Below are 17,282 nucleotides of genomic sequence, written 5' to 3'. Positions count from 1 at the left end.
ATCCCCCCGGCAACAGGAGGCCGACACCGTGCCTAAACCCGACTTCTCCCAGCCCATCAATCGTGCCGATGCCGAGGCCCGCCGCGCGTTTCGCGAACTGCTCGCCCGCGACGGCAAGGATGCCTTGGCGGCCAAGCTGGAAGCCAACCCCCGCACTATCGAACGCATCGGCCTCACTCGCGACGTGCCCCCCGGCATGGCGATGGATATTGCCGAGCAGCTTACCCCGGTGACCGCCGGCAGCATCGAGGGACGTTGGTTCGCCGCTTTCTCCATCTGGGCGGAAGACTGCCGCCAGCGCACGGAGGCGCGCCGTGGCTAACATCAAATACCTACATTCCCGCAAGCTCGCGGACGGGCGCTATGCCTGGAACTGGAAGCCTTCGCCTGCGCTCCGCAAGGGCGGATGGAAGAACCAGCAGCTGGGCGAGAGCGCGGGGAAAAACCCGCCGCTGGAAATCCTCGCCGCCGCGATCGCGATCAACGAACAGGTGGATGGCTGGAAGATTGGCGGTGTCGGCGCCATTGCCGTGCCCGCCCTCCCTGATGCGACCAGGGCGCTGCCTCGCAAGTGGCTGTTTTCCGATCTGGTGGACGCCTACGAGGCAAGCGACGAGTTCAAGGGCACGGCCCCCAAGACCCAGAAGGAATACCGCTCACGGCTGCGCCAGCTGCGTTTCTGGGCGGATGATGGCAAGCTGCCTATCCTCGACATCGACAAGGACATGGTGCGCGACCTCAAGAAGGCGCTCCTGGGCGAGGACGACAGCGGCAATCCCGGCAGCAAGCACAAGTGCGCCGCCATGCTCCGCGTCCTGCGCCTGCTGATGCGCTGGGCCGGGCCGGACGGGCAAAAGCTGATCCCCGGCGACCCCACTGCCGGCGTTCCCATCCCGACGCCGCCGAGCCGCACCACGAAGATGACCTGGGAACAGGTTCAGGCCGTCGCCGCAATCGCGCGCGAAGCTGGAGACGAAGACAGCGCCTTCCTTCTCGAAATCGCGTTCTGGTCTGTCCAGCGCCGCGGCGACCTGCTCGAACTGAACCGCCTCGCATGGCGCACCTTCGAAGGCCTCGACCCGCGCGACCGGCCGTATCTGGTTGACCGCGCCGGGGACGTGCGCGGCTTCCGCCTCCTCCCGCAGAAGACCAGGCGCACCACCGGCAAGTGGGTCGATGCCCCGATGCCGCCGTTCCTCCACGAGCAGATCGCCGCCCGCTTCGAAAAGAGCCAGTGGCTGTTCCACCATCCCGACGATGCGGCCAAGCCGATGCCGGAGCACACCGCCCAGCGCGCGTCCGCGTCCACCTCGACGCCGCCGGGTTCGAGCAGTACCAGCTGCGCGACATGCGCCGCTCAGGAATGTCGTGGTTCAAGGACATGGGCGCGCGCGAATCAAACATCTTCGCGATCAGCGGCCACGCCGTCCTCGGCAAGCGCACGATCGCGGACACCTACATGCCGCCGGACACCCCCGCGCCTGCGCAGCCATCGCGGCAGTCCTGCGCACCCTTGAAGACATCGAAGCACGGAGGCAGGTAAAGTGAAGGCCCCTCGCAAAGCCTGCATCGTATGCGGCAGGCCTGTGCCGCGCCGCTCAACCGACGTTCCGGTGATTGCTCCATCGAGCGATTTCAACCATCATTACGGGTCGCGCGTTCACGCAGACTTGAAAACGCTGGCTGATTGCCGCCGGCACACCAACATGCCTTACGTGATCTCAGCCTTGAAATCGCCGGACGGCTTTATCATCCGGTTCACCGAATGGGATGGCGAGAGCTATCACAATGGTGGGTGGTTCTGCACAAACAGGTGCGCGATGGCCCAAGGGTTCGCGGCGGCCCAACATGGCCAACGTTACGTTTGGAAGGATCGCTAATTTGAGATCCTTCCTTCATCGGTGCCGAGAAGAAAAAAGCGGGACAGAGATCATCTGCCCCGCTTTTTTCTTGCTGGAAGATGGGTCGCGAATCGCCCGGTTTTCCTTGCCGTCGCACCGTGCGACGATTGATCGTCGCACCATGTGGAAAACTTTCGCCTTGACCCGCAGAAAACCTCACCTTAGAGGGCGCGGCAGCTGCCCCGTCGTCTAATGGTAAGACTACGGATTCTGATTCCGTCTATCGAGGTTCGAATCCTCGCGGGGCATCCAATTTTCCCTAAATCGCTGATTTTGCTGCCCGCCGGGTGATCCGGTGGCCGGTGCGCGATTGCGCGCGATGCCTGTGCGGTATCGTGCCGATGGCCCGGCGCAGCGTCTATTTCATCCATTCCCTGCGCCACACGCCGCGGCTGGCGCGGCGGGCTTCGGTTCCGCAGTGCTCGCACGTTCCGGTATAGTGCTGGCCGTCCCAGTGAACCTTGTCACGGGCGGGGCGATGGCGATTGAGTTTGCACAGGATGGCTTGCGGCAGCAGCGGGGGCATCGTGAATACTCACATAGGGGGAATGCTGAAAAAGTGGCGTTTGCATAATTGCAACGCAGCGCAGCGCACCCCTGCCTGTTCGTGCGAAGTTCTTGAAATACAGCCCTTTGGACTTCGCTGCAATGCGGAAATTGTGGCAAGAATCTGGCGGGTTTATTACAGGCGCGGTTGTGCGAATTTATCCGAAAGGGTGCGGAAGATTAAATGCACGACTTGATCGGTTTTGCTATCGCCCGACGATCAACATGATGAAATTTCGCGACAATCTGAGCCCGTTGTGCATTTCGAGCGACGGAGCGTCCGTGCGGCCGGGTTTTTTCGCGCTCAAACGAAAAATGGGCGGCCCGTAACAAGGCAGGGCCGCCCGAAGTCGGGGAGAAGCGGTTCGCACCGCCCGCAAGGTGTGGGGTGGCGGTGCGCGACCGGCAGGGGTTTCATCGCCTCTGCGGCGCCGAATCGCATTGATCGCCGTCAAATGCGGAGCCTGCCCTTAAATTTAGTTCGCGGCGGCCGTTCAGCGTCCGCATGGATTCCCGCCGCTTCAAGCCGACGCCGATCTTCCGCGAACGCCGGATCGGGCAATGCGCGCACATCACGCTGGCCGATTCGGCGGGGCGCGCGATCGATATCATCGTGCGCGACGTATCCTCGCACGGGTTCAGTGCCGCTGCTGCAGGCGCGCCGCCGCCGCGCAACGAGGTGGTGTGCGCGGTGATGGAGGACGGGCGGGAACTGTGGGGGCTGGTGCGCTGGACGGACGGAAACCTGTTCGGCGTCGAGTTCGACACGCGCGCCCGCGAATCCGTCACACCGCCGAACTGAAGCGCCGCAGCGAATCCTTGCGATAGGGGTCGAACCGCGCGGCGATCGAGCGGGCGTAGGGCAGGCCGCCGGGCAGGATCACCAGGTCATTGCCATCGGGCTCGCACAGGCCGGCGTCGAAATAGGGCAGCAGCCGCGGCCATGCCTCGCACTGAAGGTCCGCATCGATGTGCGACCGCCCCCGGCACAGCAGCGATTCGATGACGGCACTGCGCCTGCGATCCTCGGCAGTGCGGCGGATGCCGCGGTTGGCTGTGAGCTGCTCCTCGGAAAGCATCATGCGATAGCGACCGGTGTTCTTCTCGTTCTGGGCAAGGAGTCCCGGAAAACCGCTGATCGCCGAAGCGCCGAGGCCGAGCAGGACCGGCGCGCGGTCCTCGGTGAAGCCCTGGAAGTTGCGGCGCAGCTGCCCGGCAAGCGCGGCCTGCGCGATGGCGTCTCCCGTCAGGGCGAAGTGATCGAAACCGATGGGAACGTAGCCAGCCTCGACCAGTCTCACATGGCCTCGTGCGGCCATCGTGAACCGAGCCTCGGCGTCAGGCAGGGCGCTTGCGTCGATCCGCCGCTGGCGAGGGATCAGGTGCGGGACGTGCGCGTAGCCGAACAGCGCGATTCGCTCCGCGCCGAGCGCCACCGTGCGCTCCAGCGAATCGTCGAGCTGTGCCATCGTCTGGCCGGGCAATCCGTACATCAGGTCGAAATTGAGCGACAGGATACCGGCCCGGCGCAGCAGGGCGACCGTCTCCTCGATCATCCACGACGGCTGGATACGGCCGATCGCCTGCTGGAGGGGCGGCGCGAAAGTCTGCACGCCCAGGCTGGCGCGGCTGATGCCGACCGCGCCGATCACCGAGGCCCAGTCCGCCGTCATTGTGCGCGGGTCGAGTTCGATCGACATGACCGGGCGCGAGGCGGAGAACTGCAGGGTCAGGGCATCGACCAGCCGGACGAAGTCCACTGGCGAGATGCCGTTGGGGCTGCCGCCGCCGAAAGAGATGCGCGTGATGCGCGCGCTTGCCGGCAGCCGCTCCGCCATGAGGCCGATCTCGCGGTGAAGCGCATCGAGATAGCCCGAGACCCGATCGGTGCGGTTGGCGGCGCTGGTATTGCACCCGCAGTACCAGCAGATCTTCTCGCAGAAGGGGATGTGGACGTAGAGCGAGGCGTCGCCGTCCACGCCTTCGAGCGCCTGCACCAGTTCGGGCGTGCCGACGCTCTCGTCGAATTCGGCGGCCGTCGGGAAGCTGGTGTAGCGGGGAACGGGGATCGCGAGCAGATCGGGGTGATAGGTCCACATGCACGCAGGATCGCGCAGCGCGCAGCGGCTGTCATTGCGATCGATCAACCGGAGGAAAATCGCGGAATTTCGCCGAATTTGCGCGCGATCAATTCCCTTGGCGATGGATGCGGCCAAACGGTCGCTGCTGCCGCTCAAGAGGGGGGACCCGCACGGTGCGGCCCCGGCGGCGCAGGAAAGACCGATCATGCGTAGACTGACCATGCTGGCGGCGACTGCTTTCGCCGCCGCCACCGCGATCGCCACCCCGGCCATGGCCGGAAGCCCGGACGGCAAGTGGCAGGTCAAGGTGCTCGGCACCGCAGTGCTTCCCGATGGCAAGATCGACAAGATCAAGTCGATCGACACCGATACCACGCTGGGCGGCACGCTTGCCGCGCTGGATACGGTGGGCACCAGGGCGAACGACAATGTGGTGCCGACACTCGCTGTTGAATATTTCTTCAACCGCAACTTCTCGGTCGAGACGATCTGCTGCTTCACCCAGCATCACGTGAGCGGCACGGGCGACGTTGCCGGAGCGGGGCTGGTGGATCATGTGCTGATCCTGCCGGCCACGGTAACCGCCAAGGCGCATCTCGACACCGGCACCCCGTTCAAGCCCTATGTCGGCGCGGGTCCGGCATGGTTCTTCGTGTTCGACGAGAAGCCGGGAGAAACGGCCCGTGCGCTGGGGGTCGACAAGGTGAAGATGTCGAACAAGCTCGGTTTCGCGCTTCAGGGAGGCGTGGATATCGCGATCAACGACAAGGGGCTCGGCCTCTCGCTTGACGCCAAGAAATACTGGGTGAAGCCAACCGCGTCGTTCTACGAGGACGGGGACCTGGCGCTGAAGACCCGCCACGATCTCGACCCGTGGGTGCTGAGCGCAGGCGTATCCTATCGCTTTTGAGCAGGGCGTGCGGATGCGGAAGAAGGGGAGCTTCGGCTCCCCTTTTTTCGCGGGCACTTGACCTGTGCGAATGACTCCATAACATAGTATATAACGTGATATGGAGTTTATTGTGATCGACGCTATCGCCGACAAGGGCGGGATTCTTCTGGGCAGCCGGCTGAAGCGGCTGGCGGAGCGGCTTCAGGGCGATGCCGCGCAGATCATCCAGGCCACCGGCCTATCGGTGCAGCCTGCGCAGATTCCCCTGCTTACCGCGCTTGACGGCCGTGAACTGACCGTGGGGCAACTGGCCGAGGCCGTGGGATCGAGCCAGCCGGGCGTCACGCGCGCGATCGGCCAGCTCGCGGCGCTCGGGCTGGTGCAGGCGGTGCAGGGCAGCGATCTCAGGCAGCGCCATCTCTCGCTGACGCCGGAAGGCCGGGCGGTGATGGCGCGCGTGAAGATGCATGTCTGGCCGGGGGTTGGCCTTGCGGTGGATGAGATGAGCGGGGGTGAAACCGGACGATTGCTTGAACTGGTGGGCCGGATCGAGACCGCGCTCGACCAGTCCTCGATGGTGGAACGTTATGAACGGCTGAAGCCGGAGGTTCTGCGTATCCGTGAATTCAGCGATGATCTGGCGCGGGATTTCCACGATATCAACGCCGAGTGGATCGAGGCGATGTTCACGCTGGAACCGACGGATCGCGAGGTGCTGGAAAATCCGCGCGCCCGCATCGTCGAACAGGGCGGGACGATCCTCTTCGTGGAGGCACAGGGAATCGGGATCGTCGGAACCTGCGCCTTGCAGAAGACCGGGGATCGCGCCTTCGAACTGACCAAGATGGGCGTTCGCGCCTCTGCGCGGGGCCTGAAGGCGGGTGAGTTCCTGCTCTCGGCGATGATCGCGCGCGCGCGGGAGATGGGCGCCGAGCCGCTTTACCTGCTGACCAACAAGCGCTGCGAGGCTGCGATCCATCTCTACGAAAAGCTTGGCTTCCGGCACGATGCCGGGATCATGGCGCGATACGGCGCCCGATACGAGCGGTGCGACGTGGCCATGCTACACATGGGTTGAGCCGTTCCGTCATCTGGCGTTCAGCTTGGCCAAGGCAGCTTCGGGCTTCGCGAAAGGGTCGAGTCACAGGAGTAATTCCCCCATGCGAACGATGAGAATGCCTTCGAGGAAGTATCTTTTCGGTGCCGCTGCGCTTGCCCTCCTCGGGGCGGGAGTAGCGGAGGCGGCCACGGCCGGGCTCCATACGATGAAGGTGGATGCGCCGGACGGCTCGGTGGTCCACGTCCGCTACACCGGCGATGTCGCCCCGCGGGTAGAGATCGTTCCCGCTGATGTCCGGGCAGCCTCCGCACGGCAGGACGGCGATATTCCTGCCATGGTCGATCCTTTCTCGCAGATGGAGCAGATTTCCGCGATCATGGATGCGCGGATGAACGCCATGATGCAGCAGGCCGCGCTCATGCAGCAACATGCCGTGCAGATGCAGCAGCAGGCGGTCGCCACCGGCAATGCCCAAGGCACCCCGCGCCTCCTGACGGCGGGGGACACCCCCCAGGGCATGCATGTGACGTATTACTCCTCGTCTACCGACGGCAATGGCTGCACGCGCTCGGTTTCCTATAGCTCGGACGGTTCGGGCGCGGCTCCGCAGATGACGCAGGCGGCCTCCGACGGATGCGATGCTGCCCGCCCCGGCGACCGCGCGATCCCCGCCAAGGCCGAGAAGCCGGTGGAACAGCAGCAGGATCTGCCGGGCAGAAAGGTCTGACACGAAACGGTTTCCCGGTCTTCGCGCACCCCCCTTTTTTGCGAAGGCCGGATGAAGGAACGGCGCCGCGCCCCCCTGCGGCGCCGTTCCATTTATCCCGGTAGCCCGATCAGCGCGCGGCCCTTGAAGCCCTCGCGCGCCGAGCCCGTCACTTCCAGCGTCATCGCCTTGAGCCGCTCGGCGCCATTGTCGCCGAACACCATGTCGCGCGCGATGTCTCGCGATTGCGCCCAGGGTCGGACCGAACGCGTATAGGCAGGCTGCCGGTAAGCGGCATCGCACGCGTCGGCGGGCACCGCGAGCTGGGAGGTCAGCCGCGCGAACTTGCCGGCGGTGGCGACGTCCAGGCTTGCGAAGGCTTCGAAATGGATGTGCGGGAAGCGGCCCATGTAGCAGCCGGGAACGATCGTGCTGAACCGCACCAGTCCATCGGCGTCCGCGACCTGGAGGCCGCGCAGCCAGGACCGTTCCGGCTGGTCGTAGAGCGAGTACTGCCCGGCAGGATCGCAGTGCCAGAGGTATACGGCATAGCCCGCCAGCGGCGCGCAGCCCGTGTTGACGTCCACCAACCGCAGCGTGAGTTCGAGCGGAACGCCCGCCACGTCGTGGCCGCCACCGATATCGCCGCGAATATCCTGCCGTCGCAGGCCTGACTGGCCGAGCACGTTGGAGATCGCCCCGCGCGCGCCGTTCGAACCGTCGGCGGGATAGGGGCCCTGCGTTTCGGGGGCGAAGGACACGCAGCGATTGCCGTCCGGCGCGGTGGCGGTGACGACGGGGCCGTTGTCCATGTGTGGAGGTGGTCCGCCGGGATGGCCGCCCGGACCGATGCTGCCCGGACCCATGCTGCCCGGACCCATGCTGCCCAAGTCCCCCGGAGGCGGTCCGAACCGTCCGTCCGGCGGAGGAGGGCCGCCGGGGCCGTCCCAGCCTGCCGGGGATGCGCATCCGGCAAGCGCGGCCACCCCGCCTCCGATACCGACCATCGCGCCAAGCGAAAGCATTCGGCGGCGGTCGATGTTCATGCGCTCGATCCGCGTCAGGTCGGCGTGGAGGCCTTCCCGTTCCTGTCTGTCCATGCGTTCTTCTTCTGCTGGAAACCCATGTCGCACCATGGGCATTCCTAGCAGCGGGTCGTGCAGGAGCGCCGTCGCAAATTGTCGCGGATCGTAACCGGGTGGACGCCGGACGCCGGCGTCACTTCAGGGTTTCGAGGTAGTCGATGACTTCCTTGCGCTTTTCAGGGTTCGGCACGCCGATCACCATCTTCGTGCCCGGCACCATCTTCATCGGCCCCTGCAGCCAGGTGTCGAGTGACTGGCGATCCCAGGTCACGCCGGAGTTCTTCAGGGCGGGGCTGAAGTTGTAGCCCGGAACGTCGCCCGCCCTGGTCCCGACGATGCCGAACAGCGAGGGGCCGACCCCGTTCTTGCCCGGCTCCACCGAATGGCACGAACGGCAGGTCGCGAAGGCCGCAGGAGGCTGGGATGTGGGCGCCGAGGCGGAAGCCGGGGCCGATGTAGAAGCCGGGACGGCAGCAGCCGGCGAAGTTTCTTCGGCAGGTTCCGCGGCCTTGCCCTGTTCGCCGCCCGAACCGCCGCAACCGCCCAGCATGGCAAGCGGCACCGCAAGTGGCAGCGCAAGGGCAAGGGGGAGGGCCCTGAACTTCATGCATTCTCTCCTGTGGGACGGTTTCTTTTCAAGGTCATGGGTCTCGAATATTCTATTTTATAGCAATTCATCGAGACTTGAAGCGAATAGTGCTTTCGTCCCACAATTCCAGCGCCTATCGCCGGGCCGACAATGGCGACGCATCATCTTCCTTCGACTTTCCGGGCCGAACTGGCCGCTACCCTGCGCCTTGCGGGGCCGCTGGCGCTCGCCAACCTGCTGCAGATGGCGGTCTTTGCCACCGACGTGATCTTCGTGGCCCGTCTCGGCCAGCAATCGCTGGCGGCGTCCAGCCTTGCCATCGCCATCGTTGCGCTGATGATGATGGGGATCAACGGCGTGACCAGCGCCGTGGCGCCGCTGATCGCCGCCGAAATCGGCCGCCGCCGCCATGCCGTGCGCGAAGTGCGGCGCTCGGCACGCATGGCGCTGTGGGTGGCGGCGATGTTCAGCCTTGGCGCCATCGCCCTTTCGCACCTCGGCGAACTGCTGATGACGGCGACCGGGCAGGACCCCGAAGTCTCCGTCCTGTCGGCGGCGTTCCTCAAGGTCGTGTCGCTCGCGGTATTGCCGATGACGATCGCCAACGTCCTGCGCACTTTCGTTTCGGCGCTCGGGCGGCCGATCTTCGCGACGATGATAACGGCCCTTGCGATCGCCGTGAACGCAGCAGGGAACTACGTGCTGGTGTTCGGCCATTTCGGCTTTCCCGCGCTGGGCCTGACGGGCTCGGCGATCGCCAGCATCACCACCGCCTGCGCGACGGTGCTGGCCTATGTCGTCGCCATCCGCGCCGATCGGCGGTTGCGGCGCTATCATGTGCTGGGACGGCTGTGGCGGCCCGAATGGCAGCGACTGCGCCAGATCCTCGCGCTCGGCCTGCCGATCGCGGCCACCCTCATCGCCGAGGGCGGCCTGTTCAGCGGCGCGGCCTTCCTGATGGGCCGCATCGGCGAGGCGCAACTGGCCGCGCATACCGTGGCGCTTCAGATCGCCGCCTTCGCGTTCCAGGTGCCGTTCGGCGTAGGGCAGGCGGCGACGATCCGGGTCGGCTATCACTACGGCGCGGGCAATCGCGGCGGCGTGGGCCGGGCGGGCTGGGCGGCGATCACCGTCGCGATGATCTTCATGGTCATCTCCGCCTCGACGATGCTGCTGGCGCCGCGATTCATCCTCTCGGCCTATGTCGACGTGACGGCGCCGCAGAACGCCGTACTCGTGCACTTTGCGCTCGATTTCCTGTTCGTGGCGGCGATATTTCAGCTTACCGACGGCCTGCAGGCCGTGGCGGCAGGCGCGCTGCGCGGCATCCAGGATACCCGCGTGCCGATGGCGATCGCCCTGTTCGGATACTGGGCGGCAGGCTTCGCCACTTCGGCGGTGCTGGGCCTCTACACCGGGCTGGAAGGCGTGGGTGTGTGGATCGGCCTCGCAGTGGGGCTGACGGTGGCCGCGGTCCTGCTGCTGGCGCGCTGGCACTGGCGCGACGAGTTCCATCTCGACCGGGTGTAACCGTCTCGTCTCATCCCGCGCCCATACCGGGTGAGAATTTTTTGGAGGCGACCTGCTTGACGGCGCCTGCGGCGGGAACCATATCCACGCCCGTTGGCACTCTCCAACCTTGAGTGCCAATCCAGTTTCTTGCCCTTTTAGTTCGTAGGGAGAATCCCATGACTTTCCGCCCGCTGCACGACCGTGTTCTCGTGCGCCGCGTCGAGGCCGAAGAAAAGACGGCCGGTGGCATCATCATCCCCGACAGCGCCAAGGAAAAGCCGGCTGAAGGCGAAATCGTCGCCGTCGGCACCGGCGCCCGCGCCGAAAACGGCACCATCACTCCGCTCGACGTCGCCGTCGGCGACCGCGTGCTGTTCGGCAAGTGGTCCGGCACCGAAGTCAAGGTCGGCGGTGAAGACCTGCTGATCATGAAGGAATCGGACATCCTCGGCGTTATCGGCTGAGCATTCTGATTTTCTGCATTTTTACAGATTTTCTATAAGGAATTCAAAATGGCAGCCAAGGACGTAAAGTTCGGCCGCGACGCGCGTGAACGCATTCTCGCCGGCGTCGACACCCTCGCCAACGCCGTCAAGGTGACCCTGGGCCCCAAGGGCCGCAACGTCGTGATCGAGAAGAGCTTCGGCGCTCCCCGCATCACCAAGGACGGTGTTTCGGTCGCCAAGGAAATCGAACTCAAGGACAAGTTCGAGAACATGGGCGCGCAGATGCTGCGCGAAGTGGCCTCGAAGGCCAACGACAAGGCCGGTGACGGCACCACCACCGCGACCGTTCTCGCCCAGGCGATCGTTCGCGAAGGCATGAAGTCGGTTGCCGCCGGCATCAACCCGATGGACCTGAAGCGCGGCATCGACCTCGCCGTCCTCAAGGTCGTCGAGAACCTCAAGAGCCGTTCGACCGCGGTTGCCGGTTCTTCGGAAATCGCCCAGGTCGGCATCATCTCGGCCAACGGCGACGTCGAAGTCGGCGAAAAGATTGCCGAAGCGATGGAAAAGGTCGGCAAGGAAGGCGTCATCACCGTTGAAGAGGCCAAGGGTCTCGAATTCGAACTCGATGTCGTCGAAGGCATGCAGTTCGACCGCGGCTACCTGTCGCCCTACTTCGTCACCAACCCCGAGAAGATGACGGTCGAGCTCGAAAACCCGTACATCCTCATCCACGAAAAGAAGCTGTCGTCGCTCCAGGCGCTGCTTCCGATCCTGGAAGCTGTGGTGCAGTCGGGCCGTCCGCTCCTCATCATCGCCGAAGACATCGAGGGCGAGGCCCTGGCCACGCTCGTCGTCAACAAGCTGCGTGGCGGCCTGAAGATCGCTGCCGTCAAGGCACCGGGCTTCGGCGATCGCCGCAAGGCCATGCTGGGCGACATCTCGACCCTGACCGCCGGCGAAATGATCTCCGAAGACCTCGGCATCAAGCTTGAGAGCGTCACGCTCGGCATGCTTGGCCAGGCCAAGAAGGTCACCATCGACAAGGACAACACCGTCATCGTCGACGGCGCCGGTTCGCATGACGAAATCAAGGCCCGCGTCGAGCAGATCCGCGCCCAGATCGAAGTCACCACCAGCGACTACGACCGCGAGAAGCTCCAGGAGCGTCTGGCCAAGCTTGCTGGCGGCGTGGCCGTGATCAAGGTCGGCGGCGCCACCGAAGTCGAAGTGAAGGAACGCAAGGACCGCGTCGACGACGCTCTCCACGCGACCCGCGCTGCGGTTGAAGAAGGCATCGTCCCCGGCGGCGGCACCGCGCTGCTTTACGCAACGCGCGCTCTCGACGGCCTGACCGGCGCCAACGAAGACCAGACCCGCGGCGTGGACATCGTCCGCAAGGCGATCAGCGCTCCGGTCAAGCAGATCGCTGAAAACGCCGGCAGCGACGGCGCCGTCGTCGCAGGCAAGCTGCTCGACCAGTCGGACGAAGGCATCGGCTTCAACGCCGCCACCGACGTCTACGAAAACCTGAAGGCCGCCGGCGTCATCGACCCGACCAAGGTCGTTCGCACCGCGCTGCAGGATGCGGCTTCGGTCGCCGGCCTGCTGATCACCACCGAAGCGGCGATCAGCGACAAGCCGGAAGACAAGGCCTCCATGCCGGCAATGCCCGACATGGGCGGCATGGGCGGCATGGGCGGCTTCTAAAGCGCTCACGTCACCGACGCGAATTGGGGCCGGAAGGAGCGATCCTTCCGGCCCTTTTTCGTTTTGCGATTCAAAACGGATGGATTCGTTCATCTCAGCGACAGGATTTTACGATTCCAAGCAATTGCCCGCATGGGTCATGCATTTCGTCGCGCGAGGCTGGCGTTTTATCTCGTTCGGCGTAACTCTCGGGAACATGTACAAGAACAGGGTGGGATCTGCATGATCGGGGCAGAGAAACTCCTCTCGCGGAGCGGCAATGCACCGCGACGCTTCCTTCAGGCCGCGGCCGCCGTGGCGCTCGCCGCGTTTTCCTTGGCGCCTGCCCATGCGGGCTCCATCAACGATGTGCAGGATTCGTTCGATTCGGTCTTCGGCACCGAACAGCGTGCCCCGCGAACCTATTCGAGCGATTTCGGCAAGCAACTGGCCGCCGTGGCGGAAGCTCGCAGGGGGGTATCGGCGTTGCCGCGATGGACCTTTCCAGCGGCCGCATGGTGGACGTGCTGGGGAACCAGCGTTTCCCGATGGCCAGCACCAGCAAGATCGCCATCGCCGCGACGTTCCTCGAAGGCGTGGACAAGGGCAAGTGGACGCTTTCCAGCGAATTTCCGCTGATGGTGCCGGTGCCTTCCGCGCCGTTTTCCAGCGCGGTGGCGCCGGTCCGGGCCGGAACCTACATGAGCGCGCGCCAGCTTATCGAGCTGATGATCACCCGCTCCAACAACTACGCCACCGATGCCCTGCTCAAGGTGGTGGGCGGGCCTTCGGCGGTAAACGCCTGGGTGCGCCGCACGGGTATCGACGACTGGCACATCGACCGCGACATCGCGACGCTGGTGCGTGACGATGGCGCCATCGATCCGGCCAAGGTGGTGGACAAGCGCGACAGTGCCACCCCGATCGCCGTGGTCCAGCTGCTATCGGGAATCTACCAGGGCAAGTGGATGAGCCAGCAGGGCCGCGATGTGCTGCTGGGCGCGATGAGCCGCTGCGTGACCGGCAAGCGCCGCATTCGTGCCGGATTGCCGGCGGAAGTCTCGGTTTCGCACAAGACGGGTTCGCTCAACAACACGTCCAGCGATATCGGCATCATAGAAACGGCGGACGGCCACGCTTATGCCGTGGCGATCTACGTTACCGGGCAGGGCACGCGCCCGAACCGCGAAGCACGTATCGCCAGCATCGCCCGCACCATCTACAACGGCTATCTGGCCGAAGCTCCGGGTTATCGCACCGCCGCGCGCTGACCGGGGGGCATGAAAAACCGGGGGGCATGAAAAAAAGGCGCCGGAGACACTGTCCCCGCGCCTTTTTCGTTGTCTGCCCGGCGGCTCAGTGCTGCGGGGTGTCGTGCGGCTGGCCTTCGGCGTCGGTCACGTCGGCAGCGGCCTTTTCGGCGTCTGCGGCGATATCGTCCGTGGTCTTTTCGGCCTGCTTCAGGGCGTCCTTGGCGGCGTCCTTGGTATCGTCGGCGGCATCGGAGGCCTTGGCGCCGAGATCGTTGACGGTGTCACCCACGTCTTCGGCGGCTTCCGAGAAGTCGCTCGCGGCCGAGGTTGCGGTGTCGGAGGCGGCGTCCTGCGTCTTTTCCGAGCAGGCGGCGAGCGACAGGGCCGCGGCGGCGGCAGTGGCGACGATAACGATCTTGCGCATAATTTCGGTATTCCCTCGTTTGCTGAAAAGACAAACCCCGTGAGCCCATCCGCGCAGATGCGGGCGGCTTCGCCCCGTGGGGAGCGAAACTAAGCCGGTCGCAAATGCGTTTCAAGCAGTCGCGGGCAAACGGCGGTGGAGCGAATTTGTTCCCGGCGATTTCACCCGTCTCGTCGCACTGGGCTGCTGACGGCTGGTGCCCACGCTGCTACGGATCATGCCATGGATTCCAAGCAGCATCTCTATCTCGTCGACGGCTCGGCCTATATCTTCCGCGCCTATCACCGCCTGCCGCCCCTGACGAACCCCGAAGGGACGCCGGTCGGCGCGGTCTACGGCTACACGACGATGCTGTGGAAGCTGGCGGACGACCTCAACAAGGCCGACGGTCCGACCCACCTTGCGGTGATCCTCGATGCCGGAAGCCATTCGTTCCGCAACGACATCTACGAGGACTACAAGGCCAACCGGCCGCCGCCGCCGGAAGACCTGGTTCCGCAGTTCCCGCTGATCCGCGACGCGACACGCGCGTTCTCGCTCCCCTGCATCGAGGAAGCGGGCTTCGAGGCGGACGACCTCATCGCCTCCTACGCCCGCGCCGCCACCGCGCAGGGCTGGGACGTGACGATCGTGTCCTCGGACAAGGACCTGATGCAGCTCGTCGGCAAATGCGGCATCGGCGGCGGCTGCGTAGACATGCTGGACACGATGAAGAACCAGCGGATCGACATTCCCGAAGTGGTCGAGAAGTTCGGCGTTCCGCCCGAGAAGGTGGGCGACGTGCTGGCGCTGATGGGCGACTCTGTCGATAACGTGCCCGGCGTTTTCGGCGTCGGCCCCAAGACCGCGTCCAAGCTGATCCAGGACTATGGGGATCTCGAATCCGCGCTCGCCGCCGCGCCGTCGATGAAGAAGTCCAAGCTGCAGGAACGCCTGATCGAACAGGCCGAGCAGGCGCGCCTGTCCAAGGTGCTGGTCACGCTGAAGGAAGACTGCACGCTGCCGATGGCGCTGGAGGATTTCAAGCTGGACGCGATCCCGCCGCAGCCGCTCGCCGATTTCCTCGGCAAGCACGGCTTCACCAGCCTGCTCAAGCGCCTTGGCGCGGGCAATGGCAGCCCGGAACGGGCAACGCAGCTTCATCCGGCGAAGCCCGTCACCGCGGGTAGCGGTCCCGGCGAAGGCGCTGCGCGTCAGCCGCTGCCGGAATGGCCGGCGGTGGACTATGCCGCCTACGAATGCGTGCAGACGGTCGAGGCGCTGGAGCGCTGGGTGGCGCGGGCGCACGCCGCCCACGTGGTGGCGGTCGACACCGAGACCTCGATGCTGGATGCGATGAAGGCGGACCTTGCCGGCATCAGCCTCGCGCTCGGGCCGAACGATGCCTGCTACATTCCGCTGGGCCACGGCGGCACCGACATGTTCGCCGAGAAGCCGCAGCAGGTGCCGCTTCAGACCGCGCTGGCGCTGCTCAAGCCGCTGCTGGAAAGCGATGCGGTTCTCAAGGTCGGCCAGAACATCAAGTACGACCTCAACGTCCTGGCTCGCCACGGCATAGACGTGGCGCCGGTGGACGATACCATGATCGTCAGCTTCTGTCTCGACGCGGGCCGCCAGATCGAGGGTATCGGCGGCGGTCACGGCATGGACGAACTGTCCGAGCGCCACCTTTCGCACAAGACGATGGCGTTCAAGGACGTTTGCGGCACCGGCAAGAAGGCGATCCCCTTCGGCGAAGTCCCGCTCGACCGGGCCACGCCTTATGCGGCCGAGGATGCCGACGTCACCTGGCGGCTGCACAAGCTGCTCAAGCCGCGCCTGTCCGATGAGGGCGGCACGCGCATCTACGAGCGCGTGGACCGTCCGCTGATCCCCGTGGTGGCCCAGATGGAGCGTCACGGCATCAAGGTGGACCGGGAGAAGCTGGCCGGGCTCTCCAGCCAGTTCGCCGAGGCCATCGGCGCGCTGGAAGGCGAGATCCATGGCAAGGTCGGGCAGGAATTCACCATCGGCAGCCCCAAGCAGCTGGGCGATATCCTGTTCGAGAAGCTTGGCTACAAGGGCGGCAAGAAGGGCAAGAGCGGCCAGTATTCCACCGACCAGTCGGTGCTGGAAGGCCTCGCCTCGCAAGGCGCGGAAGTGGCGACCAAGGTGCTGGAATGGCGCCAGCTGTCCAAGCTGCGCTCCACTTATACCGAGGCGCTTCAGGCGGCGATCAACCCGAAGACCGGGCGTGTCCACACCAGCTACAGCCTTGTCGGCGCGCAGACCGGGCGCCTGTCTTCCACCGATCCGAACCTCCAGAACATCCCGATCCGCACCGAGATCGGCCGCCAGATCCGCGACTGCTTCGTGGCCGAGCCGGGCCACGTCCTGCTCGCCGCGGACTATTCGCAGATCGAACTGCGCCTTGCCGCGCACATGGCCGACGTGCCGAGCCTGAAGGAAGCCTTCGCGCAGGGCGAGGATATCCACTCGCGCACGGCGATGGAGATGTTCGGCACGGTGGACCGAGATACGCGCGGACGCGCCAAGACGATCAACTTCGCAATTCTCTACGGCATCTCGCGCTGGGGCCTCGCCGGGCGTCTCGGTACCGAGGCCGACGAGGCGCAGGCGATGATCGATCGTTATTTCGAGCGTTTCCCGGGCATCCAGCGCTACATCGTCCACACGCTCGAACAGGTGCGCGAGCGCGGCTATTCGGAGACGCTGTTCGGCCGCAAGACCTGGTTCCCGCGCATCACCTCGAAGAACGGCGCCGAGCGTCAGGGCAGCGAGCGCGCGGCGATCAACGCGCCGATCCAGGGCACCAGCGCCGACATCATCAAGCGCGCCATGGTCCGCATGAACCCGGCGCTCGAAGCGGCGGGTCTCGGCCATGTCCGCATGTTGCTGCAGGTACACGACGAACTCGTGTTCGAACTGCCCGAAGCCGACGTGGCGGCCGCATCCGAGGTGATCCGCGCGGTCATGGCGGGCGCGGCCGAGCCATCGGTGTCGCTGGACGTGCCGCTGGGCGTCGAGATCGGCTCCGGCCTGAGCTGGGGCGCGGCACACTGAAGCCAGTTCCCGTCGTCCCGGATCGGGTCCGGGAC

15 protein-coding genes and 1 tRNA gene are annotated in these 17,282 nt (G+C 65.3%); 12 read left to right on the top strand and 4 right to left on the bottom strand.

The annotated features are described in order from the left end of the window. Window positions 1-28 precede the first annotated feature (28 nt). The 4 genes from ADT71_RS23920 (at window position 29) to ADT71_RS23905 (ending at window position 3,249) form a co-directional block, all read left to right on the top strand. The gene (locus tag ADT71_RS23920; protein ID WP_054440934.1) at window positions 29-322 is read left to right on the top strand and encodes a hypothetical protein; all 294 of its coding nucleotides are present in this window, start codon (window positions 29-31) and stop codon (window positions 320-322) included. After that, window positions 315-1,517, top strand: coding sequence for a hypothetical protein (locus tag ADT71_RS23915; protein WP_054440932.1), 1,203 nt, complete (start codon window positions 315-317; stop codon window positions 1,515-1,517). Before ADT71_RS23920 ends, ADT71_RS23915 begins: the two co-directional genes overlap by 8 nt. Before the next feature lie 562 nt (window positions 1,518-2,079). Further along, window positions 2,080-2,153: transfer RNA gene (locus ADT71_RS23910), tRNA-Gln, on the top strand. 799 nt (window positions 2,154-2,952) lie between these two features. Next, a complete protein-coding gene (locus ADT71_RS23905) occupies window positions 2,953-3,249 on the top strand; it encodes a hypothetical protein (RefSeq protein ID WP_054440931.1) in 297 nt (98 codons plus the stop codon). On the opposite strand, the gene ADT71_RS23900 is transcribed toward ADT71_RS23905, so the two are convergent. Beyond that, window positions 3,233-4,546, bottom strand: a complete 1,314-nt coding sequence (locus ADT71_RS23900; RefSeq protein ID WP_054441157.1) for a radical SAM protein — start codon at window positions 4,544-4,546, stop codon at window positions 3,233-3,235. The genes ADT71_RS23905 and ADT71_RS23900 overlap by 17 nt on opposite strands. A 187-nt stretch (window positions 4,547-4,733) precedes the next feature. On the opposite strand from ADT71_RS23900, the gene ADT71_RS23895 reads away from it, so the two are divergent. From ADT71_RS23895 to ADT71_RS23885, 3 genes are all read left to right on the top strand, one after another. Next, window positions 4,734-5,438 carry an OmpW family protein gene (locus ADT71_RS23895; RefSeq protein WP_054441156.1) on the top strand — a complete coding sequence of 235 codons (705 nt, stop codon included), beginning with the start codon at window positions 4,734-4,736 and terminating at the stop codon, window positions 5,436-5,438. 112 nt (window positions 5,439-5,550) lie between these two features. Then, complete coding sequence (locus ADT71_RS23890) at window positions 5,551-6,498, top strand: bifunctional helix-turn-helix transcriptional regulator/GNAT family N-acetyltransferase (protein ID WP_231636156.1); 948 nt, start codon at window positions 5,551-5,553, stop codon at window positions 6,496-6,498. A gap of 97 nt (window positions 6,499-6,595) precedes the next feature. Then, window positions 6,596-7,207, top strand: a complete 612-nt coding sequence (locus tag ADT71_RS23885; protein ID WP_231636155.1) for a hypothetical protein — start codon at window positions 6,596-6,598, stop codon at window positions 7,205-7,207. Between the two features lie 92 nt (window positions 7,208-7,299). On the opposite strand, the gene ADT71_RS23880 is transcribed toward ADT71_RS23885, so the two are convergent. Beyond that, window positions 7,300-8,286: a hypothetical protein gene (locus ADT71_RS23880; protein ID WP_054440928.1), complete on the bottom strand. Its 987-nt coding sequence runs from the start codon at window positions 8,284-8,286 to the stop codon at window positions 7,300-7,302. Between the two features lie 118 nt (window positions 8,287-8,404). Further along, the gene (locus tag ADT71_RS23875) at window positions 8,405-8,878 is read right to left on the bottom strand and encodes a cytochrome c family protein (RefSeq protein ID WP_054440927.1); all 474 of its coding nucleotides are present in this window, start codon (window positions 8,876-8,878) and stop codon (window positions 8,405-8,407) included. Between the two features lie 132 nt (window positions 8,879-9,010). Between ADT71_RS23875 and ADT71_RS23870 the strand changes: the two genes are divergently transcribed. The 4 genes from ADT71_RS23870 (at window position 9,011) to ADT71_RS23855 (ending at window position 13,778) form a co-directional block, all read left to right on the top strand. Continuing rightward, on the top strand, window positions 9,011-10,390 hold the full coding sequence (locus tag ADT71_RS23870; RefSeq protein WP_054440925.1) for an MATE family efflux transporter: 1,380 nt from the start codon (window positions 9,011-9,013) through the stop codon (window positions 10,388-10,390). 158 nt (window positions 10,391-10,548) lie between these two features. Beyond that, window positions 10,549-10,836: a co-chaperone GroES gene (gene groES / locus ADT71_RS23865; protein ID WP_054440923.1), complete on the top strand. Its 288-nt coding sequence runs from the start codon at window positions 10,549-10,551 to the stop codon at window positions 10,834-10,836. Window positions 10,837-10,884: 48 nt separating this feature from the next. Then, window positions 10,885-12,528 (top strand): chaperonin GroEL, encoded by a 1,644-nt coding sequence (groL, locus tag ADT71_RS23860; protein WP_054440921.1) that lies wholly within the window; start codon window positions 10,885-10,887, stop codon window positions 12,526-12,528. Between the two features lie 473 nt (window positions 12,529-13,001). Continuing rightward, a complete protein-coding gene (locus tag ADT71_RS23855) occupies window positions 13,002-13,778 on the top strand; it encodes a serine hydrolase (protein WP_231636154.1) in 777 nt (258 codons plus the stop codon). 85 nt (window positions 13,779-13,863) lie between these two features. On the opposite strand, the gene ADT71_RS23850 is transcribed toward ADT71_RS23855, so the two are convergent. After that, on the bottom strand, window positions 13,864-14,184 hold the full coding sequence (locus ADT71_RS23850; RefSeq protein WP_054440919.1) for a hypothetical protein: 321 nt from the start codon (window positions 14,182-14,184) through the stop codon (window positions 13,864-13,866). 222 nt (window positions 14,185-14,406) lie between these two features. On the opposite strand from ADT71_RS23850, the gene polA reads away from it, so the two are divergent. Then, window positions 14,407-17,247, top strand: a complete 2,841-nt coding sequence (polA, locus tag ADT71_RS23845) for a DNA polymerase I (RefSeq protein WP_054440916.1) — start codon at window positions 14,407-14,409, stop codon at window positions 17,245-17,247. Window positions 17,248-17,282: the final 35 nt, after the last annotated feature.

Source organism: Novosphingobium sp. ST904 (assembly GCF_001298105.1).
Classification (GTDB): domain Bacteria; phylum Pseudomonadota; class Alphaproteobacteria; order Sphingomonadales; family Sphingomonadaceae; genus Novosphingobium.
Note: the sequence above shows the minus strand (reverse complement) of the source record. Positions and strands in the feature narration are given on the sequence as shown.

Excerpts from the sequence above, each read along its gene's own strand:
- ADT71_RS23885 (WP_231636155.1), top strand. The coding sequence starts at position 6,596 with ATGCCTTCGAGGAAGTATCTTTTCGGTGCCGCTGCGCTTGCCCTCCTC.
- ADT71_RS23905 (WP_054440931.1), top strand. The coding sequence starts at position 2,953 with ATGGATTCCCGCCGCTTCAAGCCGACGCCGATCTTCCGCGAACGCCGG.
- ADT71_RS23855 (WP_231636154.1), top strand. The coding sequence starts at position 13,002 with ATGGACCTTTCCAGCGGCCGCATGGTGGACGTGCTGGGGAACCAGCGT.
- polA (WP_054440916.1), top strand. The coding sequence starts at position 14,407 with ATGGATTCCAAGCAGCATCTCTATCTCGTCGACGGCTCGGCCTATATC.
- ADT71_RS23900 (WP_054441157.1), bottom strand. The coding sequence starts at position 4,546 with ATGTGGACCTATCACCCCGATCTGCTCGCGATCCCCGTTCCCCGCTAC.
- ADT71_RS23880 (WP_054440928.1), bottom strand. The coding sequence starts at position 8,286 with ATGGACAGACAGGAACGGGAAGGCCTCCACGCCGACCTGACGCGGATC.
- groL (WP_054440921.1), top strand. The coding sequence starts at position 10,885 with ATGGCAGCCAAGGACGTAAAGTTCGGCCGCGACGCGCGTGAACGCATT.
- ADT71_RS23875 (WP_054440927.1), bottom strand. The coding sequence starts at position 8,878 with ATGAAGTTCAGGGCCCTCCCCCTTGCCCTTGCGCTGCCACTTGCGGTG.
- ADT71_RS23895 (WP_054441156.1), top strand. The coding sequence starts at position 4,734 with ATGCGTAGACTGACCATGCTGGCGGCGACTGCTTTCGCCGCCGCCACC.
- ADT71_RS23870 (WP_054440925.1), top strand. The coding sequence starts at position 9,011 with ATGGCGACGCATCATCTTCCTTCGACTTTCCGGGCCGAACTGGCCGCT.
- groES (WP_054440923.1), top strand. The coding sequence starts at position 10,549 with ATGACTTTCCGCCCGCTGCACGACCGTGTTCTCGTGCGCCGCGTCGAG.
- ADT71_RS23850 (WP_054440919.1), bottom strand. The coding sequence starts at position 14,184 with ATGCGCAAGATCGTTATCGTCGCCACTGCCGCCGCCGCGGCCCTGTCG.